The sequence below is a fragment of the Pseudomaricurvus sp. genome (assembly GCF_965662505.1).
Lineage (GTDB): Bacteria > Pseudomonadota > Gammaproteobacteria > Pseudomonadales > Cellvibrionaceae > Pseudomaricurvus.
The window spans coordinates 43,141-67,499 of sequence record NZ_CBFIHX010000002.1 but is presented as its reverse complement, the minus strand read 5'-3'; the positions used below and the strand labels follow the sequence as shown (position 1 = coordinate 67,499).

General features: G+C 53.1%; 19 protein-coding genes and 1 riboswitch. Of the genes, 9 read left to right on the top strand and 10 right to left on the bottom strand.

Annotated elements, in window-relative coordinates; translation table 11 throughout:
- The 5 genes from ACTG33_RS00635 to ACTG33_RS00615 all read right to left on the bottom strand — a co-directional run.
- Positions 1 to 829: aminotransferase class I/II-fold pyridoxal phosphate-dependent enzyme (locus ACTG33_RS00635; RefSeq protein WP_439133222.1), on the bottom strand; the 829-nt coding region annotated here is incomplete at its 3' end.
- A gap of 69 nt (positions 830 to 898) precedes the next feature.
- Positions 899 to 1,870, bottom strand: a complete 972-nt coding sequence (gene cbiB, locus ACTG33_RS00630; RefSeq protein WP_439133221.1) for an adenosylcobinamide-phosphate synthase CbiB — start codon at positions 1,868 to 1,870, stop codon at positions 899 to 901.
- Positions 1,855 to 2,637, bottom strand: coding sequence for a heme ABC transporter ATP-binding protein (locus ACTG33_RS00625; RefSeq protein ID WP_439133227.1), 783 nt, complete (start codon positions 2,635 to 2,637; stop codon positions 1,855 to 1,857). Before ACTG33_RS00625 ends, cbiB begins: the two co-directional genes overlap by 16 nt.
- Positions 2,637 to 3,653, bottom strand: coding sequence for a FecCD family ABC transporter permease (locus ACTG33_RS00620; protein ID WP_439133220.1), 1,017 nt, complete (start codon positions 3,651 to 3,653; stop codon positions 2,637 to 2,639). The genes ACTG33_RS00625 and ACTG33_RS00620 overlap by 1 nt, the downstream gene beginning before the upstream one ends.
- Positions 3,654 to 3,738: 85 nt before the next feature.
- A complete protein-coding gene (locus ACTG33_RS00615) occupies positions 3,739 to 5,565 on the bottom strand; it encodes a TonB-dependent receptor plug domain-containing protein (protein WP_439133219.1) in 1,827 nt (608 codons plus the stop codon).
- Between the two features lie 211 nt (positions 5,566 to 5,776).
- Positions 5,777 to 5,926, bottom strand: a riboswitch (cobalamin riboswitch).
- 251 nt (positions 5,927 to 6,177) lie between these two features.
- Here ACTG33_RS00615 and ACTG33_RS00610 point away from each other — a divergent pair.
- Together ACTG33_RS00610 and ACTG33_RS00605 are read left to right on the top strand one after the other, a co-directional pair.
- Positions 6,178 to 6,579 carry a PilZ domain-containing protein gene (locus tag ACTG33_RS00610; protein ID WP_439133218.1) on the top strand — a complete coding sequence of 134 codons (402 nt, stop codon included), beginning with the start codon at positions 6,178 to 6,180 and terminating at the stop codon, positions 6,577 to 6,579.
- A gap of 92 nt (positions 6,580 to 6,671) precedes the next feature.
- Positions 6,672 to 7,058 carry a PilZ domain-containing protein gene (locus tag ACTG33_RS00605; RefSeq protein ID WP_439133217.1) on the top strand — a complete coding sequence of 129 codons (387 nt, stop codon included), beginning with the start codon at positions 6,672 to 6,674 and terminating at the stop codon, positions 7,056 to 7,058.
- 60 nt (positions 7,059 to 7,118) lie between these two features.
- On the opposite strand, the gene radA is transcribed toward ACTG33_RS00605, so the two are convergent.
- Positions 7,119 to 8,495 (bottom strand): DNA repair protein RadA, encoded by a 1,377-nt coding sequence (gene radA, locus ACTG33_RS00600; RefSeq protein ID WP_439133226.1) that lies wholly within the window; start codon positions 8,493 to 8,495, stop codon positions 7,119 to 7,121.
- Between the two features lie 149 nt (positions 8,496 to 8,644).
- Here radA and ACTG33_RS00595 point away from each other — a divergent pair, with 149 nt between their 5' ends.
- The 3 genes from ACTG33_RS00595 (at position 8,645) to ACTG33_RS00585 (ending at position 11,497) form a co-directional block, all read left to right on the top strand.
- A complete protein-coding gene (locus ACTG33_RS00595; protein WP_439133216.1) occupies positions 8,645 to 9,874 on the top strand; it encodes a DnaT-like ssDNA-binding domain-containing protein in 1,230 nt (409 codons plus the stop codon).
- Positions 9,786 to 10,469: a replication protein P gene (locus ACTG33_RS00590; protein ID WP_439133215.1), complete on the top strand. Its 684-nt coding sequence runs from the start codon at positions 9,786 to 9,788 to the stop codon at positions 10,467 to 10,469. Before ACTG33_RS00595 ends, ACTG33_RS00590 begins: the two co-directional genes overlap by 89 nt.
- 125 nt (positions 10,470 to 10,594) lie before the next feature.
- The gene (locus ACTG33_RS00585) at positions 10,595 to 11,497 is read left to right on the top strand and encodes a glucosaminidase domain-containing protein (protein WP_439133214.1); all 903 of its coding nucleotides are present in this window, start codon (positions 10,595 to 10,597) and stop codon (positions 11,495 to 11,497) included.
- 79 nt (positions 11,498 to 11,576) lie between these two features.
- On the opposite strand, the gene ACTG33_RS00580 is transcribed toward ACTG33_RS00585, so the two are convergent.
- Both ACTG33_RS00580 and ACTG33_RS00575 read right to left on the bottom strand, forming a co-directional pair.
- Positions 11,577 to 12,782, bottom strand: coding sequence for an HD-GYP domain-containing protein (locus tag ACTG33_RS00580; RefSeq protein ID WP_439133213.1), 1,206 nt, complete (start codon positions 12,780 to 12,782; stop codon positions 11,577 to 11,579).
- Between the two features lie 42 nt (positions 12,783 to 12,824).
- Complete coding sequence (locus ACTG33_RS00575; protein ID WP_439133212.1) at positions 12,825 to 13,913, bottom strand: polysaccharide deacetylase family protein; 1,089 nt, start codon at positions 13,911 to 13,913, stop codon at positions 12,825 to 12,827.
- A gap of 207 nt (positions 13,914 to 14,120) precedes the next feature.
- On the opposite strand from ACTG33_RS00575, the gene aceK reads away from it, so the two are divergent.
- Complete coding sequence (gene aceK, locus ACTG33_RS00570; RefSeq protein ID WP_439133211.1) at positions 14,121 to 15,890, top strand: bifunctional isocitrate dehydrogenase kinase/phosphatase; 1,770 nt, start codon at positions 14,121 to 14,123, stop codon at positions 15,888 to 15,890.
- A gap of 80 nt (positions 15,891 to 15,970) precedes the next feature.
- Positions 15,971 to 17,485 carry a glycerol-3-phosphate dehydrogenase gene (gene glpD, locus ACTG33_RS00565; RefSeq protein WP_439133210.1) on the top strand — a complete coding sequence of 505 codons (1,515 nt, stop codon included), beginning with the start codon at positions 15,971 to 15,973 and terminating at the stop codon, positions 17,483 to 17,485.
- A 106-nt stretch (positions 17,486 to 17,591) separates the two neighbouring features.
- Here glpD and parC read toward each other — a convergent pair whose 3' ends face one another.
- Both parC and ACTG33_RS00555 read right to left on the bottom strand, forming a co-directional pair.
- Positions 17,592 to 19,841, bottom strand: coding sequence for a DNA topoisomerase IV subunit A (parC, locus tag ACTG33_RS00560; RefSeq protein ID WP_439133209.1), 2,250 nt, complete (start codon positions 19,839 to 19,841; stop codon positions 17,592 to 17,594).
- Positions 19,842 to 20,157: 316 nt separating this feature from the next.
- Positions 20,158 to 21,336 carry an acetyl-CoA C-acyltransferase gene (locus ACTG33_RS00555; RefSeq protein WP_439133208.1) on the bottom strand — a complete coding sequence of 393 codons (1,179 nt, stop codon included), beginning with the start codon at positions 21,334 to 21,336 and terminating at the stop codon, positions 20,158 to 20,160.
- Between the two features lie 324 nt (positions 21,337 to 21,660).
- Here ACTG33_RS00555 and ACTG33_RS00550 point away from each other — a divergent pair, with 324 nt between their 5' ends.
- Together ACTG33_RS00550 and ACTG33_RS00545 are read left to right on the top strand one after the other, a co-directional pair.
- Positions 21,661 to 22,257, top strand: coding sequence for a LemA family protein (locus ACTG33_RS00550; RefSeq protein ID WP_439133207.1), 597 nt, complete (start codon positions 21,661 to 21,663; stop codon positions 22,255 to 22,257).
- 127 nt (positions 22,258 to 22,384) lie between these two features.
- Entirely contained in the window at positions 22,385 to 24,355 is a 1,971-nt protein-coding gene (locus tag ACTG33_RS00545) for a M48 family metallopeptidase (protein WP_439133206.1), read from the top strand.
- The last annotated feature ends 4 nt before the right edge of the window (positions 24,356 to 24,359 follow it).

Sequence of the window (24,359 nt, the reverse complement as noted above, 5' to 3'; positions counted from 1 at the left end):
AATAGTTTATCCGATGGCGCTGCAAGCACTGCCAGTCACTGTCTTTCAGCATTCGCTCCCCCAGCCACTGAGCTGGATTGGACACTCCCCACAAAATCAACCGCTGTTGTAACTGCTCTCTCAACGTCTCGCTGGCGATCACAAACCCAAGCCGCAAACCGGCCATACCAAAAAACTTACCCACCGAACGCAGCACGATCAGGTTGTCTTTGGCTCCCAAAGATAAAGCACTGTGCGCATGCTCTGCCGTATCGGCAAACGCCTCATCCACCACCAGATAACCGCCTTGAGGCAGCAACTGTTGTTGCCAACGCTGCAAATGGGAAACGGAGATTACATCCGCGCTGGGATTGTTTGGGGTGATTGCCAGTACATGCTGAACACGACCGGACTGCACAAAAACGTCGACGTCTTCGGGAGTGCGGTAGTAGACAATATTAAATCCGGCGCGGGACCAGCAGCGGGCATGTTCACCATAGCCCCAAAGGGGGATGGCCACCGAGTCGGTTTTTTCAGGTTCCTGCTTGAGACTTCTTTGCTGATAGCCTTCTTGCCGACAACCTTCTTGCTTAAGGCATTCCGGTATCAGCTCAATGGCAACCTGACTGCCGGCCACTGAAAGCATGTTCTCGCTCTCACAACCGTAAAACTCTGCAGCCGCGTTGCACAACCCAGTGGATGTTTCCGGCAGACGTTGCCAGATCTGCACCGGTACATATTCCACCGGCCAGCTCCAGGGGGCAATGCCAGTGGATAAATCCAGCCACTCGACATCGACGTCCGGGTATTGCAACTTAACCTTTTCCAGCTGACCACCGTGATTCAGCATTGCTTACAACCTTTGGCACACATGTGCACTACTCTGAGTCCGGAGATGGATAGCTCTCAACGTCCGCACTCATACAAAAACTGATCCTTTGACCCAAATGACAATCCACACTGTCATCCATGATCCAATCCATAGCATCACGGTTTTATCCACTAACTGAATACTGCGATTGATGTCCCCGATCACGGCCGCTCGTCCTTCGCCCATCACAGGACGTGACTGCCATTGCCCGTGGTAACAGGCTCCACCACCCAGTTCTATTTGCAGGCTGCCAGCACCACTGCACATCACCGGACCACCATTGGGACTGGCGCAATATCCAGCCTGATCTCGCCAGCAACGCCGGGCGGTGGCGGTTTGCCCAAGCAGGGCGTAACTTACTGCTGTTAAGCGAGCGGGAATCCAATTCAGTACATCATCCAGCTTTGCACTGCAAAAACCAAATGCCGCGTAACGTGTGGTGCGATAGCCCCACATGGCATCCAGTGTGTTGGCTAGCCGGTACATAACAGCACCTGCCGGCCCCGCCACCATAAACCAGAAAAGTGGCGCAAATATGGCATCGCTGCCGTTTTCCAGAATGGATTCGATGGTGGCTCGTGATACCGCGGCTTCATCCATAGAATCCGTATCGCGACTGACAATTCGCGACACCTGATGCCTCGCGGCTTCCAGCCCTTTCTGGGAAAACGCCTCGGCAACCGCCCGACCGTGCTGCCGCAGACTCTGCCAGCCGATACTCAGGTAAAGCGCTGGCACAGCCAGCAGCCATTCTCCAAGCTCGTTTAAGCCACCGCCAAACCATACCAGCCCGATGATCAACGGCAATGGCAACACGAGAAGCAACCACGCCAGCCCACCTCTTAAGCGCCGGGCGGATACTGATGGCTCTGTACTGGAACCCTGCCACTGATTGAGACGTCGCTCAAGCCAGATAGCCAGATTGCCGAACCCCACCAGAGGGTGAAAACGACTCGGCTCGCCCAGCAGCCGGTCCAGCAGGAGTGCCGATACCACCCAGAGAATTAGCATAACAACCATGGGCGACCGGTTTGCGGATGCGTCACGCGATGAAACGCCACCTGAAAGACCTCTTGCAGCAGATCTTCCTGCAGTACTTCGTCAGGTGAACCCACCGCACGCACCTGACCACAGCACATCAGTACCAACTGATCCGCACACTGCGCCGCCAGATTCAGATCGTGCATGGCTGTGATTACAGAACACCCGTTTGAAGAGTGTTCACGCAAGAGACTGGCGACCATCTGCTGATGAGCGTAATCCAGTGCCGATGTGGGCTCATCGAGAATCACGACTCGCTGCCGCTGATCTTCACTTTGCCATACCTGAGCCAGCACTCTGGCCAACTGAACCCGCTGCTTTTCTCCGCCCGACAAACTGGTATAAGTTTGTTCGCGCAAATAATCGGAGTCTGTACTGCGCAACGCCTGAGTCACAATGTCCTGATCGATCACCAAACCGGTGTTATGCGGTGTGCGCCCAAGCATCACCACTTCTTCCACGGTAAACGGAAAGTTCAACAGCGACTGCTGTGGCAACACGGCCATATGCAATGCTTTTTCGGCGGGTGAACAGGAGGATAGCAACTGGCCATTAAAATGCACTTCGCCAGACTGCGGCACCACTTCACCACTGGCCACTTTCAACAGCGAGGATTTACCGGCGCCATTGGGGCCCAGTACAACAACAACCTGTCCTGCAGCCACTTCAAGATTCACATCTCGTAAAATGGGGACGGGTTGCTTGCCCGTTTGATAACTCAACTGAATCTGCCGGAGGGACAACATCACACACCCTCCACGGCTGTACGCTGCCTGCGCAGCAACGACAAAAAGAAAGGCGCCCCTAACACCGCGGTCACCACACCAATAGGCAGCTCCCCCGGAGCCATCACATAGCGCGAACACGCGTCAGCCAACACCAGCAAAATGGCCCCCGCCAGTGCGGAGCAGGGAATCAACCCGCGATGATCCGGCCCAATGACCAGACGAACCATATGCGGTGTCACCAGTCCCACGAAGGCGATGGTTCCCGTTAAGGCCACTGCAACACCTACAGCCAACGCCACCAGAATAATAATTTGAACTTTGATCTTATCGACATCAATACCCAAGTGGCGGGCTTCAGATTCACCCAACAGGAAGGCATTGAGTGCACGACTGTAACGGGGAAACCAGCACAGCAAGCTTCCCAACAGCGCAAAGGCCAGTATGACCCGATTCCACGACGCACTGCTGAGAGATCCCATTTGCCATAAACTGATTTGCCGCAGCATATGATTGTCGGCAATAAAACTGAAAAAGCTGTTGAGCGCGCCCGCCAGGGCACTGATCGCAATGCCCGCAAGCAACATGGTGGCAACGGATGTTCCAGTGGCTGTCGCCGCCAGACGATACACTAGCCAGGTTGCCAACGCCGCGCCCACAAAAGCGCCCAGCGCCACAAAAGAGACGCCCAGTAGTTCGTGCACACCAAACAATCCGGCGCCCATCACAATCATAAAACTGGCACCAGCGGACGCCCCGCTGGAGACACCAATCAGCGACGGATCGGCCAATGGGTTGCGAAATAATCCCTGCATCATCACGCCGGATACGGCCAGGGTGGCACCGATGATGGCTGCCATCAAGGTACGCGGCAAACGAATCTGCTCAACAATAAGCTGGTTTGAAAAGGTTTGGGATTCCGACCCCGATATAAAAGGCAAAATGATTTCCGGCCCCACAACCAGCCCTACCATTAGACTTAATGGCAGCATCACCAAGAGGATAAGCAGAAGCTTTTTGGGCTGTGTGCGTTTCATAAATTTCCCGGAAAAAAGGAGGGTTTCCCCTCCTTTTCAATAACAACCCCCATCATTTGACAGGGGCTTATATAAACAACGTCAACTAAAAGCGATAACGAACACCGCCGTACAGCGCAGCTTTGCTGGTGTTGTAATGATTAACTTCCTGGTAGTCGGCATTCATGACATTTTCGCCACGCACGTAAACTTCCATCTGCGGCATGACAAAGTAAGTAGCCGACACGTTCAGCACTTCGTACTCATCCAGCTTGCTGCCATCGTTATCAATCGCATTGTAAGAACCTCTGACATCTGCATTGACTCGCAACCGCTCACTCAACATCATGGCTTGCAGACCGACATTAAACACCTGTCTTGGACGACGAGCACGCTGTTCACCGGTAGAGGTCGCAGTGTCATTATACGTCGCATTGGCCAACAAACTCAGATGATCATTCAATACCAGCTCCGAATTGAGCTCAACCCCTTTAGAACGACTCAGACCATCTTCTTGCATGTAGCCAGTGTAACCCACCACATCAAAATCAATAGCGTCGTCAATTTCCTGATTGAAATACACAACTTCAAATAAGTGCCCGCTGGCGGTGTGTAATTCCACACCCACATCGAAGCCTTCGCTGGTTTCTTCCGTCAAAACTGTTTTTGCCACAGAGTTTGCGTTGTAGTTCTGCTCGTACAAACTGGGTGCGCGAAAACCGGTACCGTAGGATGCTTTGTACTTGAGGTAATTACCATCGCTCAAAGATTGCACATATGCGGTGGTCAGTCGATAGGTCGTATGCTCACCGAAAGCATCGTTATCGTCGTGACGAACACCCGCACTGTAAGACCACTGATCCGTGAACTGGCCCTGCCATTCAGCGTAGATCCCAAGCTGGTCCTGCTTGGTATGATTCAGCTTATCGCGCTGCTTCTCGTCATCAACGCCTAAAACCAAGGTGTTTTGCTCAGAGAGCTTGAAGGAACCAAGATAAGAAACGGTGTCCAGAGTACCTTCATAGACATAGGTTTTCAGACCATCGGTATACAGCTGACGGTCAACTTTGTTGGCCGAATAACTGAGCTGTTGAGTATGATTTTCACCTTCATAAATAGCTCTCAACAAACCCGTGGTCTGCTCGTAGTCACTGGCTCTGTCGGTACTGCCAAAAGAACCATCGTACTCGTTGTAGCTGTCCACATCCCGAACATCCAGCTCGAAACGAAGAGCTTCGGTCGCATCCCAGCCTAATGAAGCATTCAGCGAAGTATTGTCGTAGCCGTCATCATCCGCCAAAACAGTATCGTCATCACGAGCATTGAAGCCATCGGTCGATACATCACTGGCGCTGATGGAATAATCAAAAGATTCTACTTTGCCACGCAGATTCGCGCTCAGGTTACGGGTGTCGTAGCGGCCGTATTCAGCGCTGACATCGCCTTCCAAAGCCTGAGTCGGACGCTTGGTTGTAATATTCACCACCCCACCGGCATCGGCACCGTACATCATCCCCTGTGGACCACGCAGCACTTCGATTCGCTCAATCTCACTGGTCATCAGATGAGCAAATCGAGGGCCTACCTGTGTTCCCGTAGGATCCGAAATTTTTACGCCATCGACATAAACTACGGTGCGGTAGCCTTCTTCTCCACGGATACGCAGAGTGGTTTGCTTGCCCATACCACCGGTATTGCTCACCGCAATCCCTGGCAAAGTTCTCAGCAAATCAGCCGCGGACAACTGTCCTTTGGCCTCAATATCGGCTGCCGACAGCACGCTAACGGATGAGCCAATTCGGCTGATCTGAACAGGAATACGGTGAGCTGTTACAACCATTTCTTCCAGGCTGGAGCTTTTATCGATCTCTGCCTGTGAAGGTAACGAAGTAAGGCCTGCGAGTGCAGCGGCTAATAGAGTTTGTTTATACATGGTGTTCCCCAATCTTTTGCCGGCCTCTGCTTGAAAGGTTCAGAGGGTATTGCGGCAGTAATGACGTGATTGAGGGAGGACAAAGAGCAGGGAAGGAGGCTGTTTTTATACCGGCTTATGCTGATATAAGGAAAGGATAGCCTCGAATCCTACCGATAAAGCCCTCCGCTTCATCGTTAAGCACGTTGATCCGGTGAGCCGGGCAACGTGAGTTATTCAAGGCCGGTATCGGGCTTATGATCTGCTGACAGATCAATCACCGTTGCGGGGGCAGCGTTGGCATAACTCGTGTGACCGAGCGCACCACTCTTCCCGTTTACCTCAGCTTCCGGAAAACCGGTCACCAAGCACCTTTAATAACGCCGCGCAGACTAAGGTTCACCCATTGTTTAGTCAAGACTTGATGAGCGTTTATATCAATAAAGCAGTGAAAACCCACCTTGAATTGACATAAACGCTCACAGAAATGCAGCTTTCAGGCTGGTCGAATATGAATTCCAAACCACAAAAACTGCGAACTGCGTGCAATTGGCCTCAAAAAAATCCTGTCGTCGATTAAAAGGCTTCTACACTAAGAGGAAACAAGCACACTAATAAATAGGGCAACCGATCGTGGCCACACCCCCAGCAAGCGACCCAAAATCCGGAACCAGTCACTCTGAACGCAGACGCTTCAGCCGAATTCCTTTTGATGCCGACACCTCGATCCAACAGGACACCCTGCGCTGGCCCAGCCAGTTGCTGGACATCTCGATGAAAGGCTTGCTGATTACTGAGCCAGAGCACTGCTCACTGGATGAAAACCTGCCGGTGGATGTCACCATTGCCCTGTCCGATGACTCGCTCATTGAGCTGGTGGCACGTTTGTCCTGGCGCAAGGAAGGCTGGATGGGGTTTATCGTAGAGCGCATTGACCCGGTTAGCCTGAGTCACCTGCGCAGACTCATCGAGCTGAACCTGGGAGATTCCGAGGCTGCCGATCGCGAGCTGCATGCGCTGATTAATCCCGACTGATTTATGCGGTTATCTAAAGCATGGTTCTCTAAAACTTAACTATCTCACTTACCTATCGAAAACATCATGACCAACACCCACGAGGAGGCAGAATGACCGTAGTCGGTATGAAATCACAGGAGCGTCGATACTTCCCTCGGGTAGGCTTTCGCGGCCATGCTTCTATGATTACCACCCACCAAAAATGGCCTGTGCACATCATCGACCTGTCGTTCAACGGCGCTTTGGTGGCTTTGATCCACAGATACGAGGTAGATCAGGGAGAGGAAATCGTACTCACACTGGAAACTGACGACGGTGACCCCATCAAGATGCACGGCAAGATTGCCCATCAGAAGAATCACTTTATTGGGGTTGAGTGTCGCGCCAACAGCATTGACCACCAGTCCCGACTGCGGGAGCTGGTGGGACGCAACCAGCGGCCATCAGAGATGCACCGCACCTTGGAGAACATCCTCACGGACAACGATGAGCTCTGAGAACGATGATCCCTGTAAACGATGAGTTCTGAGTAAGCCGGAAAGCCCCTCAACAAACCCTTAGTCGATAGCCGCCACAGCCTCCTGCAAGGTTTTGACGGCAATCACTTTAATGCCGGGAATAGTCTCCCTCGGAGCATTTCCGGCAGGCATTATTGCGGTTTTAAAGCCGTGTTTGGCCGCTTCCCGCAAGCGCTCCTGACCACTGGGCACCGGACGAATCTCACCGGACAGCCCCACCTCACCGAAGACCATCAAATCGTGCCCCAGAGGGCGATTGCGAAAGCTCGACACCACCGACAGCAGCAGGGCCAGATCTGCACTGGTTTCCATCACCCGCACACCGCCGACCACATTGATAAAGACGTCCTGATCACCGATCAATACACCACCGTGACGATGCAGCACCGCCAACAGCATGTTCAGGCGGTTCTGATCCAGCCCCACAGCCACCCGCCGCGGATTGCCCTGATGGCTGTCATCCACCAGCGCCTGAACTTCCACCAGCAATGGGCGAGTACCTTCCCACACCACCATAACCACGGAGCCCGCGGCAATCTCATCGGCGCGCTGCAGGAAGATGGCCGAGGGATTACTGACTTCCTTTAAACCCTGCTCGGTCATGGCGAACACCCCCAGCTCATTCACCGCACCAAAGCGGTTTTTGCTGCCCCGCAGAGTACGGAAACGGGAATCGTGGGTACCTTCCAGCAAAATGGAACAGTCAATCATATGCTCCAGTACCTTGGGACCGGCCAAACTGCCGTCTTTGGTGACATGGCCTACCAAGATCAGCACTGTGCCGGTCTGCTTGGCAAAGCGCGTCAGGTAGGCAGCGCTCTCCCGCACCTGAGAGACGGAACCCGGTGCAGACTGGATATCGGCCATGTGCATGACCTGGATGGAATCCACCACCATGACTTTGGGTTGCAGCTTCTGTGCGGTGGCCACCAGCGACTCCACACTGGTTTCCGACAACATTTTCAGCTTGTCGGTCGGCAACCCCAGACGCTTGGCTCGCATGGCCACCTGCTGCAGGGACTCCTCCCCGGTACAGTAGAGTGACTCTCGGCCTGACGCCAGAAAGCACATAGTCTGCAGAAGAAGTGTGGACTTACCAGCTCCCGGATTGCCACCGATCAACACCACGGAACCCGGCACCAGCCCGCCCCCCAGCACACGGTCAAATTCACCCGCTCCAGAGGAAAAACGCGGCAGGGCTTCCAGATCAATCTCGGCCAACGTCTGGATCTCAGGGGCAACTCCCGCCGCGCCCGCATAACCGGTGAATTTCTCCGTGCGATTGGCCGGAGTGGGCCCCAGCCGAACTTCCGACAAGCTGTTCCAGCTGCCGCATTCGCTGCACTGCCCCTGCCATTTGGTAAAATCTGCACCGCACTCGCTGCAGACATAGGCGGTTTTGCTTTTTGCCACCATGGTATCCTCAGAAAAATCATGTCCGTATCCAGTCTGTATAACCCGACCAGTCTGTGTGACCCGAATAGTACCTGCCAGACCCGACACGAACCACCCTGGGGTCTTCTGACACTAGCGACTCATCCGCCAGAAAATGCTAAAGTTCGCCCATGACATCATCTCTGATCCCCGAACGCCCTATTCTGGTTTCTCCGTCTCTGGCCGCCACCATCGGCCTGGAGGAAGCCACTATGCTCAGCGTTCTGGACGAACTGACCCGACCGCTGCAACCGGTAGACAGTCAGGGCTTCCGCTGGTTTGAATTGAACGATCAGACCCTGTACGTCGCGCTACCTTTCTGGAATCAGCACGACATCAACCGCATCAGTCAGAACCTGCGGGCCAAAGGCATCCTGTTGCTGCAATCGGCTCCGTTTGTGCAGAGCCAGCAACTGATCTTTGCGTTTAACGAACCCCAGGCAAACGTTCAACCCGAAGCCGGGAGTAATCCGCAAGCGCCGGTACACCAGCCTCAACACCAGCCACAGAGCAACAACGGTTTTCAGCCCCCGATTCAGTCCCAGCCCCAGCATCACCCATCACGACAGCCACGTCCGTCAGTCGCCGTGGGCGCCACCGCCATTGCCCCCAACTGGCAGCCGGATGCAGAAATGCTGGCACGCATTGCACAGCACAACATTCCCGAGCACTTTATTCGCGAGCAACTGCCGGAGTTTGTCACCTTCTGGCGGGAAAGCGGTGAGGCGCATCGCTCCTGGGGCGCCAAGTTCCATCAGCATGTTTTACATCAGTGGCGTCAGCGTGAAACCTTTACCACTCAAAAAGACAGCGAAGTGGCCATGACCCGAGACTGGCGACCCAGTCCTGACGCCATGGATGTGCTCACACGACACGCCGCGATTCATCCCCAGTTTATCGAGGATGCGATTCCGGAATTCATTCTCTACTGGGCAGAGCGCGGCGAGCGATCACGCACCTGGAACACCAAATTTATCCAGCACATTCGGCGTCAGTGGGCCAGATACACCTCTGCGCTCGAGCACGACAGCGAACCGCGCCGGATCCCGGAGAACTGGCAACCTGGCAGTGATGTCTACGACATTTTGCGCATGGCCAACATCGATGTCAGCTTTGCCCAACAACTGCTCCCGGAATTTTTAATCTTCTGGCGCGACAGCAACCAGGTCTACGCGTCGTGGAACACCAAATTTTTGCAACACGTTAAATTTCACTGGGCCAAACGACACTCTTTGAGTTCGTCTACCGTCAACGCCCCACAAGGTCGAAATCATGAAGGACAGCAAGCAACTACTCAGCCAAGTAGAACAAGAGATCGCTCGATCGCAGAAGACCTCAACGACCGCAGCTGGGCCTTCTGATTCCTCGCAAAATCACGGCGAACGAGCTCCCTCTTCTGAACTGATTGATGCCATCAACCAGGTGTTTGCCCTGTTCCGGATTAATTACCACAACCAGTATCACAGCGCGTTTGGCGATGTCACGACACTCAATCAAGCCAAGCGCCTGTGGGTGGAATCCCTGCAACGCTTTAGCCCTGACGCCATTTTGCGCGGCGCCAAAAAAGCGATTGAAGAATCTGAGTACTTGCCCACCCTGCACAAGATGATTGGCTTCTGTCAGGGTTCACCGGCGCTTCATGGCCTGCCCGATGTGCACAGTGCCTACATCGAAGCCTGTCAGGCACCCAGCCCGAAAGCCGAATTCAACTGGAGCCACCCCGCGGTTTATCACGCCGGCAAGCTCAGCGACTGGTATTTCCTGAACAGCAATATTGAGCGCGTAGCCTTTCCCGTGTTCCGCGATCACTATCGAACCTTGTGTGATCGGGTGGTCCGCGGTGAAACCCTGCCGCCTCCTGAGATTAAACGCCTGCCGGAAAAAACCGAAACACCGTTGAGCAAGGATGAAAACCTCGAGCGACTGGCGTCCCTGCGCAAAGATCTGGGGTTATAAACGCATTAATAACATTTGCCATTTCGAGAACATCGCCACTCACCTACCCGTTTTGTCATTGGGCGTAGCCTGACAACGCTGCGCTGTCCCGACACTAGTATTCAACAGTCATTTTGAGGTTTTTCATGAGCAACACACCATCCACTAAAAACGTCTGGCTCGGCTGGCTGTTTGTCGCGTTCAGCTGTTTCTGTCTGGCCGGAGTGTTTTTCTTACAACACTGGTTACATAACACCGAAGAATTTAAAGCCTCTCATGAAATCAAAAGCCAGGCCCGTGAAGAGTCTCGTGCATCGCGCAGAGAAACCCTGGAAGATGAAGATCAACAGGTCGCAGAGACACTTCAGATCCCCTCAATTCCACAAGATACTCCGGCACTGAAGAAAAGCTTTTACAAACGACTTTTGCCTGCGATCATTCGCCAAAACGCAAAAATCAGCAAACAGAGACAGCAATTGCAGGACATCGCTGAACGCCAAACGAACGGCAAAAGCCTCAGTCTCAGACAACAGGCGACTCTGGAAACCTGGGCTCTCAGATACCGGGCACCAGAAGAGTTATCCGATAAAGAGCTTGTTCAAGACCTGATGACCCGCATTGACGTAGTCCCTCCGTCGATGGCTTTGGCGCAAGCGGCGATGGAGTCAGCCTGGGGACGCTCCCGCTTTGCCAAAGAAGCCAATAACTATTTTGGTCAGTGGTGTTTTACCGCTGGCTGCGGCGTTGTACCCAGCCGTCGAATCCCCGGCGCAACACATGAAGTGGCGAGTTTTGACAGCCTGGATGCTGCTGTTGCCGCGTATATGCTAAACATTAATTCACACCCGGCCTATGAAAAAGTTCGAGAAATACGCGCTGACTTCAGACAAGAAAAACAGTCCCTCGACAGTCTCGCACTGGCTGAAGGACTGGAGAAATATTCAGAGAAAGGGGAAGTGTACATTCACGACTTGCAGGGGATGATTCGCTTTAACAAACTCAAGCAGTTTGATCCCAAGCGCTCAGCTTCAACCTCGGCTGAAAGCTAAGACATGGTGGCAACCAAACCCGGCGGCCTGCCTGTTGGTTGCAATATCGAAGGCCTGTTGGTTGCAATATCGAAGGTGGCTATAAATAATCCCTGGCATTCAAACCAAATGTCGAGGGAACCACTGCCGATGCGATATTGCCATACAAATCGGTATCTGCCAGATTAATGATCTTCTCCTGCATTTTTAGCTGACGCCTGCCGTCATACACCAGTTTTAATCTTGGCTGAGCGGGCTGACGAGTACAGACTTCCAGCACTACTCCCACATGACCAGAGTCAAGCTGCACCATAGAGCCAGCCGGATAAACCCCCACACAGCGGATAAGCTGATAAACAAGCTCACGATCCAGATGGTCGCCGCTCCACTCCAGCATTTTTTTCAAAGCCGCATTCGGCTCCAGTCCTTTGTGGTAAACCCTGTCCGATGTAATCGCATCATACACATCGACCACCGCCCCCATCCTCCCCTGCCGACTGATCTGAGCCGCGGGCTTGCGGGATGGGTAACCAGTGCCATCCAGCCGTTCGTGGTGCTCAGTACAAATGGCCATCGCGATTTCCGGGAAGTTATCAATCGCCTCTAACGCTTCAATGCCGTAATCCACATGGCGCTTCATCTCTTCCCATTCGGTCAGTTCCAGCTTGCCCGGTTTATGGAGAATGCTTTCAGGCACACGTATCTTCCCTACATCATGAACAAAAGCTCCCATCACCAAATGGTGAAGCTCTTCATCGCGATATCCCAAGGAACGGGCCAGCACCCCCATTAACACCGCCACGTTCATGGAGTGTTCCAACAGGTATTCGTCTTTCTCGCCCATATACATCAGGCTCAGCAAGGCATTTTGGTTATTCACCAGCGACTCGGTGATATCCAAGGCAATATTATCGACAGCTGAGCGATCAACAGAGCGGCCCATTTTGACATCGTGCATGACATCACTAACCAGCATCAGGGCTTTATTGCGCACTCTGATCGCGTTTTCACGCTCCTCTTCATAGGGAACTCTTGGGACTGGAAAATCTTCGTCACACTGAGGAAAGTGTGTCTCAACAGGATTGCGTAACGGCTTCAGCGGAATACCTTCGGGGCAATCATCTCCCTTGGCAGTATCGATGAAACACTCCTGCATGCCCTGCTGGCGGAACCGCTCAATGGTATCTTCACGAGTAATCAGCCCCTGTGCCCTGAGGTTGGCACCTGCAGCACTGGTTTTATCAACCTGGGTGACATACATCCCCACCCTGAGCTGCGCCAAGCTAATTTTTTTAATGGTCGTCATTCACTCACAATTCCTGTAGGTACCGCTACTCGTTAGCCAATTCTATTCAGGTGGCCACTCCCCGTGTTTATCGGGTTGAAAAAAGGGTTGAGAAAACCAGTAAAAACGCCCTTCGCCCGCAGCGGCAGTGCAGTTGATCCTGCTGCGGCCAGCCGGCAAGGGCTTTTGCAACTCGATCTCAACCCGCTGATCATCCACATGCGTATCTACTCGCCCCTGCCCAGTGGCAAAGCAACTGATCGTCTGCGCCAAAGCTGCAGAGCCCACGTTCAAAACCAGTTTGGGCTGGCTGTCGCCCGGCGGCAACAAAGGCTCAATGGCCACATCTTCTGAGGACGCAGTCTCTAAAAATACGGATTCCAGAGGCATCGGCAAGGTGGAGGCTTTCTGGGCAAAGTCACTGATATCGCCGTAATGCCCCCCGAACGGGAAACGCGGCAACGCCTGAGGAGAGTGTGAACTCCCCAAAGGGCCGGAATGCTGCCCAAAACCGACAAAATCCAGCGATTTCAACAATTTCATCAGCGCCAAATCGTACTCGCCAAAGGGATACGCCAAGATACGGTGATTTTGTCCGGTTTCCTGTTTAATACGTTTTTCGGCCAAAAGCAGATCTTCTTTAATCCGCTGACGCCATTCCTCCTCGCTTTCCCCCTCCTGCCGGCGGATCAGGTGGCCGTGATTCACGGTATGGTTAGCAATGGTTGCGCCGTTGGCGGCCATTTCCCGCAACTGATCCCAGTCAGTAAACTCCTTCCAATGCTCATCCAGGGGCTTGGTGTTCACAAACACCGTAAACGGCCAGCCGCGCTTTTTCAGCTCAGGGTACGCCGTGGTGTAGACACTGCTGTAACCGTCATCAAAGGTTATGGCAACCCGCTTTGCTCTGTCGTCCTCCGATGAAGTGTATCCCTCCAGCAACTCCGGCAAGGAGACCACCTCATAACCCTCACTTTCCAGATATTCCATATGCTGACGAAATAAGGCTGGCGTGGTGGATGTAGAGGCCGGTGTGGCATCTGAAACATGGTGATATTGCAAAACCACCGCAGCCTGCACCGGCAGGCAACTGAGCAGAAGACCCCAGATCGCAAAGACCCACCGTGATACGGCTGCTCTTTTCTGGTTCACAACTGCACCTGCCCTGTTCACACCTGTTCTGGCCCTATTCACACGCGTTTTAGCCATATTCACAACCGTTTTTGCCCTATACACAAAAGCTCCTCCGCAAAGATGACAGTATTTCGTTTATACGCCATCATGATAACAAGACTTGTCGAAACACTCTTCCTGTTGATAACGACTGATTGCCACCACGAAAGGGCGTAAGAAAGCTTTATGACCAACCAATCGCTGACCCCGACAGCCAAACGCATAGCCAAAACCATTCTCAATGGTTTTGATGCGTATTTTGCCGATTTTCAGAATATGACCCTGGGGGCAAAAGCACGCTTCGAAAAAGTCGACTGGCAAGGGATACAAGACGCCCACTACGAGCGGATCGAACTCTACAAAAACAAGGTGGATCAGGTCTGTAAGCTAGTGGCCGGCGTCACCAGCAAGGACGTCAGCGATCTTGAATTGTGGCAGCAAGCGAAGACCACCTACACTCAACTGATCTTCGGCCACAGCAACTATGAAATTGCCGAGACCTTCTACAACTCCATCTTTTGCTCTCAGTTTCATCACGATCACATCCACGACCGCAATATTTTTGTCAAAGCTTCACGCCCTCTGGAAGACAAACCGCTGAAAGACTACAGCATTTACCTCAGTTATCAGGTGGATAACAACTTGAAGGAAACCCTGCTTCAGGTGATGCGTGACTTTGAGTTTTCCGTCCCCTGGGAAGATCTCGACCGAGATCTCAACAATGTCATTCAGGCAATTCAGGAAAAGGTACCCGCTGGAGAAGACGGCCTTTGGAAAGGTCTTCGGTTCGACATTCTGGAAACCATTTTCTACCGTAACAAAGGGGCCTACTTGATAGGCAGAGTGAATATTAACAACCGATACCTACCTATCGTGTTGCCCATGCTCAACAATGGAGAGGGGGGGATTTATATCGACACCGCCATTTTTGATCGGGACGGTGCCAGTATTATTTTCAGCTTCACACGCTCTTACTTTATGGTGGACGCGTCGATCCCATCCCGACTGGTGCGTTTTATCAGCTCCTTTATGCCGAGCAAGGAAACCTCTGAAATTTACACCGCCATTGGCTTCAATAAACATGGCAAGACCGAGTTTTATCGCCATTTACTTCAGCACATGAAAAACAGCGATGACCAATTCATCATCGCCCCCGGCATCAAGGGCATGGTGATGACCGTATTCACACTGCCCTCTTACAGCATCGTCTTCAAAATCATCAAAGACAAATTCGATTACCCAAAACAAGTCACGGAAGAGGTCGTCAAACAAAAGTACAAACTGGTATCCCGCAGTGAACGCGCGGGTCGTATGGCAGACACTCAGGAATACACCAATTTTATTTTTTATCGCAATCGCTTTAGCGATGAGCTACTGGAAGAACTGCAAAAGGTGGCTCCCTCAAAGCTGGAAATCAACGAGAAGTGGGTCATTATCAAACACGTTTACACTGAACGCCGCATGACACCGCTCAATCTCTACCTCAAAGAAGCCAACGAAGAACAGACTTACGACGTAATGGACGAATACGGCAATGCCATCAAGCAGCTGGCCGCCGCCAATATTTTTCCGGGCGATATGTTACTGAAGAATTTTGGTGTCACCCGACACGGCCGCGTGGTGTTTTACGATTACGACGAGATTTGCGCGATCACCGAGTGCAATTTTCGTAAAATACCGGAACCTCGAAACGAAATGGAAGAGATGGCCGATCGCCCCTGGTACACGGTGGCCGAAAACGATATTTTCCCGGAAGAGTTTCGCTTGTTTTTTACCGGAAACCCCACTGCAAAAAAAGCGTTCGAGTCGCTGCACAGTGATCTCTATGATTACCGCTACTGGCAGCACATTCAGAATTCTCTTCGCGCAGGGCATATCGAAAACACCTATCCCTATCGTCGCCGTCTGCGCTTTAACCGCGACCGGCCTTCCACAGAATTGATTAATTGTGACTAGTGCATTGTCACTTATGCACCAAGCCACCAATCTCGTTGAAACCCGTTATTTTTACAGTGAACCATGAGGATAAGTCAGCTATGAGTAGACAGGATGCCCATTACGATCTGGTCATTATCGGCGGCGGCGTCAACGGTACCGGCATAGCTGCGGATGCGGCCGGCAGAGGCCTCAAGGTTCTTCTTTGTGAAATGAACGACCTCGCTTCGTCTACCTCATCCAAGAGCAGCAAGCTTATACATGGCGGCCTGCGCTATCTGGAGCACTATGAATTCCGGCTGGTACGAGAGGCTCTAGCCGAACGGGAAGTTCTGCTTAAAAAGGCCCCCCACATCATGTGGCCCTTGCGTTTCCAGTTGCCTCATCGGCCTCATTTGCGACCCGCCTGGATGATACGAATCGGGCTGTTTTTGTACGATCATTTAACCAAGCGAGCATCGCTGCCGGCATCCCGCAGCATTCGCTTCACCGCCAATGGACCACTGGCGAGTCATCTGCATAAGGGGTTTGAGTATTCAGACGGCTGGGTGGATGACTCCCGGCTGGTAATTCTGAATGCCATGACAGCCCGGAATCACGGTGCCACCGTGTTAACCCGAACCCGCTGTGAATCCGCCAAACGCAGCAATGGCCAGTGGACGATTGAACTGACAGATCGCAACAATCACGCTCAACCAATCTCTGTCACCAGCAAGGCTGTGGTCAACGCCGCCGGCCCGTGGGTCTCCCAGTTGTTCAGCAGTGCTTTTAAAACCCCCGCCCCGAAAAAGATTCGGCTGGTAAAGGGCAGCCATATTATCGTTCCTCGCCTGTACCCGGGCGAGCAGGCGTACATTTTACAAAATGAAGACCAGCGTATCGTGTTTGTCATACCCTATGAGGACAGTTTTTCATTGATTGGCACCACCGATGTCGAACTGCTCGGCGATCCCGCGAAAGCCCAAATCTCCGATGAAGAAGTTGACTACCTGATCCGGATCACCAACGAACATTTCAAGAACACCATTACCAAAGACCATATCGTTTCCACTTACGCTGGCGTACGCCCCCTGCTGGATGATGAATCCGACAAGCCCCAGACCGCCAGCCGGGATTACACGTTTGAACTGGACGCTCCAGACCATCAGATGCCACTGCTGTCCGTCTTTGGTGGAAAGATCACCACGTATCGCAAGCTTTCTGAAGCCGCCGTCAATCGCTTGTGCGAGTTTTTTCCGAGCGCAGGTCCCTGCCTGACCAAAACAGAACCGCTGCCTGGGGGGGATTTTTCTTCGCCCGCTGAACTGAACACGCTATTGGAAAAAACCTTTCCCTGGTTACCCGCAGCTATACGCAAGCGCTACGTGCGCACCTACGGAAGCCTGACGTTTGAACTGTTGCAAGGCATAAACAGTGTTGAAGGAATGGGAGAGCATTTCGGCGCGGGGCTGTATGCCGCGGAGGTAAAATATCTGATTGAGTATGAATGGGCTCGAACAGCAGACGATATTCTCTGGCGACGTACCAAGCTGGGGCTGCACATGGGTAAACGCGACATACAACGATTCAAAGACCGCTTTCAGGCTTCTCAACCCGAAACCTGTCAGGAAGACTGACAACTCAGGCAGGGATTACCGTCCGGCCAGAAAACAAAAAACGCGCAACCTCTTATAAGATTGCGCGTTTTTCAGTGGGCTCATAGTAAGTCTTTATGTATGGATATCAGGACTTAACCTCAGCCGCATCCACGTTCTGGAATCCTCTGGGTAACTTGTTGCCTCGACGGCCTCGTTCACCGCGATAATGATCCAGATCATTACCTTTCAATGTCAGATGACGCTTACCGGAATACATCACCAGCTGCTCACCCGCCGCAATCACTTTCAACGCCACAACGAACTCTTCGCGAGACTGGACCCGGGCCGATGGAATATTCATGATTTTATTCCCCTTGCCCCGCGCTAATTCCGGCAACTCATTGACAGGAAACACCAGTAAACGCCCTTCATTGCTGATGGCCGCCAGCAGATCCGTTTCGGGATCCTTGATCACCAGCGGCGGCATCACCCGACCACCTTTCGGCAGCGTAAGCGCGGCTTTACCGGCTTTGTTTTTGGTGTACAGATCACTGATCTTACCGACAAAACCATAACCCGCATCGGACGCCAGCAGAACACGTTGCTCGTCATTGCCCATCAGCACACCTTCAAAGGTTGCACCGCTGGGCGCGTTCAGACGCCCGGTAATCGGTTCACCCTGACCTCGAGCCGAAGGCAGGGTGTGAGCACCCAACGCGTAACTGCGACCGGTTGAATCGAGCAGCATCACGCTTTGATTGCTTTTCCCTTGTACCGAGATTTTGAACTTGTCGCCGGACTTATAGTTCAGAGCAACAGGATCCACATCGTGCCCCTTGGCTGCACGAATCCAGCCTTTATCAGAAATAACGACGGTCACCGGATCACTGCCCAACAGATCAGTTTCACTGAACGCCTGAGCTTCACTGCGACTGACAATCGGTGAACGGCGATCATCCCCGTACATGTCAGCCGCAGCCAACAATTCTTTTTTCACCAGCGTTTTCAGACGACGGGCCGAGTCGAGAGTCTGCTTCAGATCTTCACGCTCTTTCTCCAGCGCGGCCTGCTCTTCCTTGATCTTCATCTCTTCCAGTCGCGCCAATTGACGCAACTTGGTTTCGAGAATGTATTCCGCCTGAGTTTCCGTCAGATCAAAGCGTTCCATCAACACCGGTTTGGGGTGATCTTCCGTGCGGATAATATGAATCACTTCATCCACATTAAGGAATACGATCATCAACGCCGCCAAGCGCGACAGACGCTCTTCCACTTTCGACAAGCGATGCTGCAGACGGCGTCTGACCGTCACCATGCGGAAGCTCAACCACTCACTGAGGATTTTATCCAGCGGCTTGACCTGGGGCAGACCGTCAATGCCGATCATGTTCATGTTCACACGGTAGGTGCGTTCCAGATCGGTGGTGGCAAACAGGTGATTCATCATCGCCTCCACATCAATGCGATTGGAGCGCGGCACAATGACCAGACGGGTTGGGTTTTCATGATCCGATTCATCGCGCAGATCCGCCACCATAGGCAGTTTTTTAGCCTGCATCTGGGCAGCGATTTGTTCGAGAATCTTCGCTCCACTGACCTGGTGAGGTAAGGCGGTAACCACCACGTCACCCGCTTCCTGTGTCCACAGAGCACGCATACGCACACTGCCGCGACCAGTCTGATAGAGTTTTTGCAGATCTTCTTTAGGGCTGATGATCTCAGCTTCGGTGGGCATATCCGGACCCGGTACAAACTGAACCAGATCTTCAACCGTGGCCTTGGGATTTTCCAACATGTGCACGGTGGCATTCACCACCTCGCGCAAGTTGTGCGGCGGAATGTCCGTCGCCATACCCACGGCAATACCGGTGGTGCCATTCAACAAGACATTGGGCACCTGAGCCGGCAGTACGGCGGGCTCGTTCATGGTGCCGTCAAAGTTCGGCGTCCAGTCAACTGTGCCCTGCCCCAGCTCGGAGAGCAGCGCGTCACTGTATTTGGTCAGCCGGGATTCCGTGTACCGCATGGCCGCGAATGACTTGGGATCATCTGGCGCGCCCCAGTTACCCTGGCCATCCACCAACGGGTAACGATAGGAGAAAGGTTGCGCCATCAGCACCATGGCCTCATAGGCCGCAGAGTCGCCGTGCGGGTGGAACTTACCGATCACATCCCCCACGGTACGCGCCGACTTTTTGAACTTGGCCGTAGACTTCAGCCCCAGCTCGCTCATGGCATAAACAATGCGTCGCTGTACCGGCTTCAGGCCATCGCCAATGTTAGGTAACGCCCGATCGAGAATCACGTACATGGAATAATCCAGGTAGGCCTTCTCGGCGTAGGTTTTGAGCGCGATTTTTTCGTCAGCTTCCTGAGGGACAACCTCGGTGGTCATAAAACATCCTAAATGATCAAAGGGCGACTGTTTTTAGCGATTTATCATGGTCGCTGTGGTTATTCACCACAGCTTATACCAAAACCCCCTTTGGCCATCAATGCCGGAGCACTGTCCCGCCAACTGGCTGGTCGTGTGGAGAGCCATCTAGCGGGTTTTATGGAGTGCCATCTAGCGGGTCGTGGAGTGGCCCATAATCCATAAAAAGGCATATGAAGAACCACACGCAAGCCAGCTTGTTCTAGAAATACAGCCATAAAAAAAGCCTCCGCACGGGAGGCTTTTTCAGCATTGAAGCGAGTCTTCTATTTCGCTATCAACTCAACTCAACCGCAATGGCCGTGGCTTCACCACCACCCAGGCAGAGACTGGCAACACCCGTCTTTTGACCACTGTTTTCCAACGCGCCCAGCAAGGTCACAATAATGCGAGCACCGGAAGCGCCCAGAGGGTGCCCCAGTGCACAGGCACCGCCATTGACGTTCACTTTGGCGTGATCAATCGACAGCTCTTTCATCGCCGCCATAGGGACCACAGCGAAGGCTTCGTTGATTTCAAACAGATCCACAGACTCAGCGGTCCAGTCCAGACGCTGCATCAGCTTGCTCATCGCACCGACAGGGGCGGTGGTAAACCACTCTGGCTCGTGAGCATTCTGCGAGTGACCTTTGATGGTGGCGATGACTTTCAGGCCGCGCTTTTCAGCTTCAGACTTGCGCATCAGCACCAGAGCCGCCGCGCCATCAGAGATGGAGCTGGCATTGGCCGCGGTGATGGTGCCGTCCTTTTTGAACGCGGGGCGCAGGGAAGGAATCTTATCGGGACGTGCACTGCCCGGCTGCTCATCGGTATCGATGACTTGCTCGCCCTTACGGGTCTTGAGGGTTACCGGAACGATTTCGCGCTTAAATTTGCCCTCGGCAATAGCCTTGTTGGCACGAGCCAGAGACTCGACCGCGTAGGCATCCTGTTGCTCACGGGTAAAACCGAACTTGTCCGCACAAATTTCACCAAATGCGCCCATAGGCCCACCCTGATAGGCGTCCTGTAAGCCGTCGTACAGCATATGATCAAAGATTTGCTCATGGCCAAAACGGTAACCGCCGCGGGCTTTCGCCAGCATATAAGGAGCGTTAGTCATACTCTCCATGCCGCCAGCAATCACGATCGAAGCGCTGCCCGCCAGGATCGCATCGTGACCCATCATCACTGTTTTCATGCCTGAACCGCAGACCTTGTTCAGTGTGGTGCAGGGAACATGCTTGGGTACGCCAGCTCCCAGAGCCGCTTGACGTGCTGGCGCCTGACCCGTACCAGCTGGCAGGACACAGCCCATCAGAACTTCATCGACAGCATCAGCCTCAACTCCGGAATCCGCCAGTGCGCCGCGAATAGCCTCTGCGCCCAGCTCAGATACACTCAGATTACCGAACATACCCTGCATACCGCCCATGGCGGTACGAGCCATACCTACAATCACAACTGGATCAGACATAAGAACCTTACCCTTTATTTTAACATTTCTACGATCGCTGAATTATAAACAGAACTGCCGCCGATGACATCCAGACATAGCGTCATATACCGATCATGCTAATATGCTGTTCTCTTCAGGGCTAATTACTTTTTCGGCTAATTGCCTTTAGTATTAGAAGCTTAAATACCGCATTAGAAACTTAAATACAGAATTAAGGACTAAACGCAGTATTGGCAACGTCACGACAACAGAGGCGCCTAGAGACCGACTTTAGAAACCCCTTGCCGGGGTTCCGACTGGCTCCTGTACACGAACACTTATAGCAATAAGGGATTACGACTTATGGATATTTCATCCATCATCATTCTGGTGGTTTTGGCCGGCCTGGTTTTCTACGTCATCGGCATCTACAACCAGCTGGTCAGTCTGAAAAACCGCTACGAAAACGCCTTTTCTCAAATTGAAGTCCAGCTGAAACGCCGTTACGACCTGATTCCCAATCTGGTCGAAACCGCCAAGGGCTACCTAAAACACGAGAGAGAAACACTGGAAGCGGTCATCAGCGCCCGAAATGGCGCGGTACAGGGACTGCAAGCGGCCTCCAACGCACCTGGTGACAGCGCAGCAATGAACGCACTGGGCGGCGCCGAAGGCGCTCTGACCAACGCACTGGGCCGCCTGAATGTGGTCATGGAAGCCTACCCGGACCTCAAAGCCAATCAGAACATGATGCAGGTATCGGAAGAGCTGACCAGCACCGAAAACAAGGTCGCATTTTCTCGTCAGGCCTTTAACGATTCTGTGACGGCATACAATACCTACAAGCAGACTTTCCCACCGGTCTTTTTTGCCGGTTTTTTTGGTCATCGCGAAGATGCCAGTCTGCTGGAGTTTGAGGATTCTGCGGAAATTCAGGCAGCCCCTAAAATCTCGTTCTAAAGCAGCATTCTTACCGCTCTGTTTGTATTCAGTCTGTTGGTGAGAGGCTTGCCGGGATCAACTCGGCAAGCCCTCCCAACGTCACCACCACTTCCGCTCATCAACCTCAGCAACAGTAAGTCGAACCATGAACTTTTTTGAACATCAGGATCAGGCCCGTAAAAACACCACCCGTCTTATTGTGCTTTTTGGGATGGCAATATTGAGCCTGATTGCCATCACGACAGCTTTCGTCGCCGGATTCCTCTACTTTTTCGATGTTCAAAATCAAAAACGTCACGCGCCGTTGCAACAGATTGATGGCGGCGTCACGGGCATCATGCAGATCGTCAGCTGGGATCTGGTGGGCGGGATTGCGGCAGTGGTGTTGTGTGTGGTGGCCATTGGCAGCCTGTATAAACTGATGCAGCTTTCCGGTGGCGGTGAAAAAGTCGCGGAATCTCTGGGCGGACGACGCCTGCAACCCAATACCGCCGATGCCGATGAGCGCAAACTCCTCAATGTGGTGGAAGAGATGGCCATCGCCTCCGGCACCCCGGTGCCACCGGTGTTTCTACTGGATGAAGACGGTATCAACGCCTTTGCCGCCGGTTATGATGCCAACGACGCAGTCATTGGTGTTACCCGCGGCTGTATGAAACTGCTGAATCGAGAACAGCTTCAGGGCGTCATCGCTCATGAGTTCAGCCACATCCTGCACGGTGATATGCGCATCAACATTCGCTTGATCGGTATTTTGCACGGCATTTTGATTATCGGTCTGCTGGGATCGATTCTGCTGCGCAGCGGCATGTACAGTCAGGGGTTCAGCAGTCGACGGGATAAAGACAACTCCGGTATCGCCATGCTCGGTCTCGGCCTGGGTCTTGTGATTCTGGGTTATGCGGGCACGTTTTTTGGTAAATGGATTAAAGCCGCTGTCAGTCGCCAGCGGGAATTTCTGGCGGATGCCTCGGCCGTGCAATTCACCCGCAATCCCGACGGCATCAGCCAGGCGCTGCAAAAGATTGGCGGCTTCAGTCATGCGGCGGAGATTCGCCACCCCAACGCCGAAGAGTACAGCCATATGTATTTCGGCGAGGCGATTCTCTCTTCCATGAACAGCCTGATGGCCACTCACCCGCCACTGGAAACCCGCATCAAGCGCATCGATCCCAATTGGAACGGAGAGTATTCAGGCCCCCGAAGTTCAGCGTCACCCAACGCCAGCGAGGCTGTGAGCGGCTTTGCGGCGGGAGCAGGCTCTGCCGCCTCCCAACCCCATACCTCAAGCGCTCATCCAACAACAGCAGACAGAGATGTCGCCACTGCGGACATTTCTCTTGAAGACATCGGCTCACCCACGCCAGAGCATGTTCAGCAGGCACAACGCGTGCTGCAAGACATCCCCGATCACTTGTCCGAGGCGGCACATGATCCGTTTGCAGCCAGAGCGATTATCTACAGCCTGCTGATTCAGACGGACACTGCCGACAGCCAGTGGCAACAGCTACAGCAACGGGCGCATCCGGTCGTTTTTAAACTCACTCAGGAGCTGCAGAGCTCTGTGCAACAGCTGCCCAGAACACTGCGATTGCCGCTGTTCACACTCACGACCTCAGCCCTGAAAACTCTGTCGACACCTCAATACCAGCTTTTTAAAGAAAATGTGATTGCTCTGATCAAGGCCGACAAACAAGTCGATACGTTTGAGTGGGCACTGTATCGGATGCTGATCAACACCATGGAACCAAAGAGCTCCAACCACACAGCAAGCGCCAGCATCCGCCAGCTGGGCGTACCCTGCCAACAACTGATCAGCACTCTGGCCACGGCCGGGCACAATGCTGCAGCCCCCGCTGAAGCCGCTTACAATAGTGCCATGGCTAAACTGGGACTGGCCAACCTGCCTCTGCTGGGGGACGGTCAACTCTCTCTTCCCATGCTCGACAGCGCCATTCAGCAACTGCAACAGCTTAAGCCGCTGCAAAAACCGGCTCTGTTGAAAGCGTTAATCGCCTGCATTCAGCACGATGGCAAAGTGGATCCGCAGGAATACGAACTGTTCCGAGCTATTGCCGACTGCCTTGATTGCCCAGTGCCGCCGCTACTGCAGTAAAACC

What these genes read in the sequence shown, in the direction of transcription:
- ACTG33_RS00595 (WP_439133216.1), top strand. Translation starts at nt 8,645, where the DNA reads ATGACATCATCTCTGATCCCCGAACGCCCTATTCTGGTTTCTCCGTCT.
- ACTG33_RS00625 (WP_439133227.1), bottom strand. Translation starts at nt 2,637, where the DNA reads ATGTTGTCCCTCCGGCAGATTCAGTTGAGTTATCAAACGGGCAAGCAA.
- ACTG33_RS00550 (WP_439133207.1), top strand. Translation starts at nt 21,661, where the DNA reads ATGGATATTTCATCCATCATCATTCTGGTGGTTTTGGCCGGCCTGGTT.
- parC (WP_439133209.1), bottom strand. Translation starts at nt 19,841, where the DNA reads ATGACCACCGAGGTTGTCCCTCAGGAAGCTGACGAAAAAATCGCGCTC.
- ACTG33_RS00605 (WP_439133217.1), top strand. Translation starts at nt 6,672, where the DNA reads ATGACCGTAGTCGGTATGAAATCACAGGAGCGTCGATACTTCCCTCGG.
- ACTG33_RS00545 (WP_439133206.1), top strand. Translation starts at nt 22,385, where the DNA reads ATGAACTTTTTTGAACATCAGGATCAGGCCCGTAAAAACACCACCCGT.
- ACTG33_RS00590 (WP_439133215.1), top strand. Translation starts at nt 9,786, where the DNA reads ATGAAGGACAGCAAGCAACTACTCAGCCAAGTAGAACAAGAGATCGCT.
- ACTG33_RS00620 (WP_439133220.1), bottom strand. Translation starts at nt 3,653, where the DNA reads ATGAAACGCACACAGCCCAAAAAGCTTCTGCTTATCCTCTTGGTGATG.
- radA (WP_439133226.1), bottom strand. Translation starts at nt 8,495, where the DNA reads ATGGTGGCAAAAAGCAAAACCGCCTATGTCTGCAGCGAGTGCGGTGCA.
- cbiB (WP_439133221.1), bottom strand. Translation starts at nt 1,870, where the DNA reads ATGGTTGTTATGCTAATTCTCTGGGTGGTATCGGCACTCCTGCTGGAC.
- glpD (WP_439133210.1), top strand. Translation starts at nt 15,971, where the DNA reads ATGAGTAGACAGGATGCCCATTACGATCTGGTCATTATCGGCGGCGGC.
- aceK (WP_439133211.1), top strand. Translation starts at nt 14,121, where the DNA reads ATGACCAACCAATCGCTGACCCCGACAGCCAAACGCATAGCCAAAACC.
- ACTG33_RS00580 (WP_439133213.1), bottom strand. Translation starts at nt 12,782, where the DNA reads ATGACGACCATTAAAAAAATTAGCTTGGCGCAGCTCAGGGTGGGGATG.
- ACTG33_RS00615 (WP_439133219.1), bottom strand. Translation starts at nt 5,565, where the DNA reads ATGTATAAACAAACTCTATTAGCCGCTGCACTCGCAGGCCTTACTTCG.
- ACTG33_RS00585 (WP_439133214.1), top strand. Translation starts at nt 10,595, where the DNA reads ATGAGCAACACACCATCCACTAAAAACGTCTGGCTCGGCTGGCTGTTT.
- ACTG33_RS00555 (WP_439133208.1), bottom strand. Translation starts at nt 21,336, where the DNA reads ATGTCTGATCCAGTTGTGATTGTAGGTATGGCTCGTACCGCCATGGGC.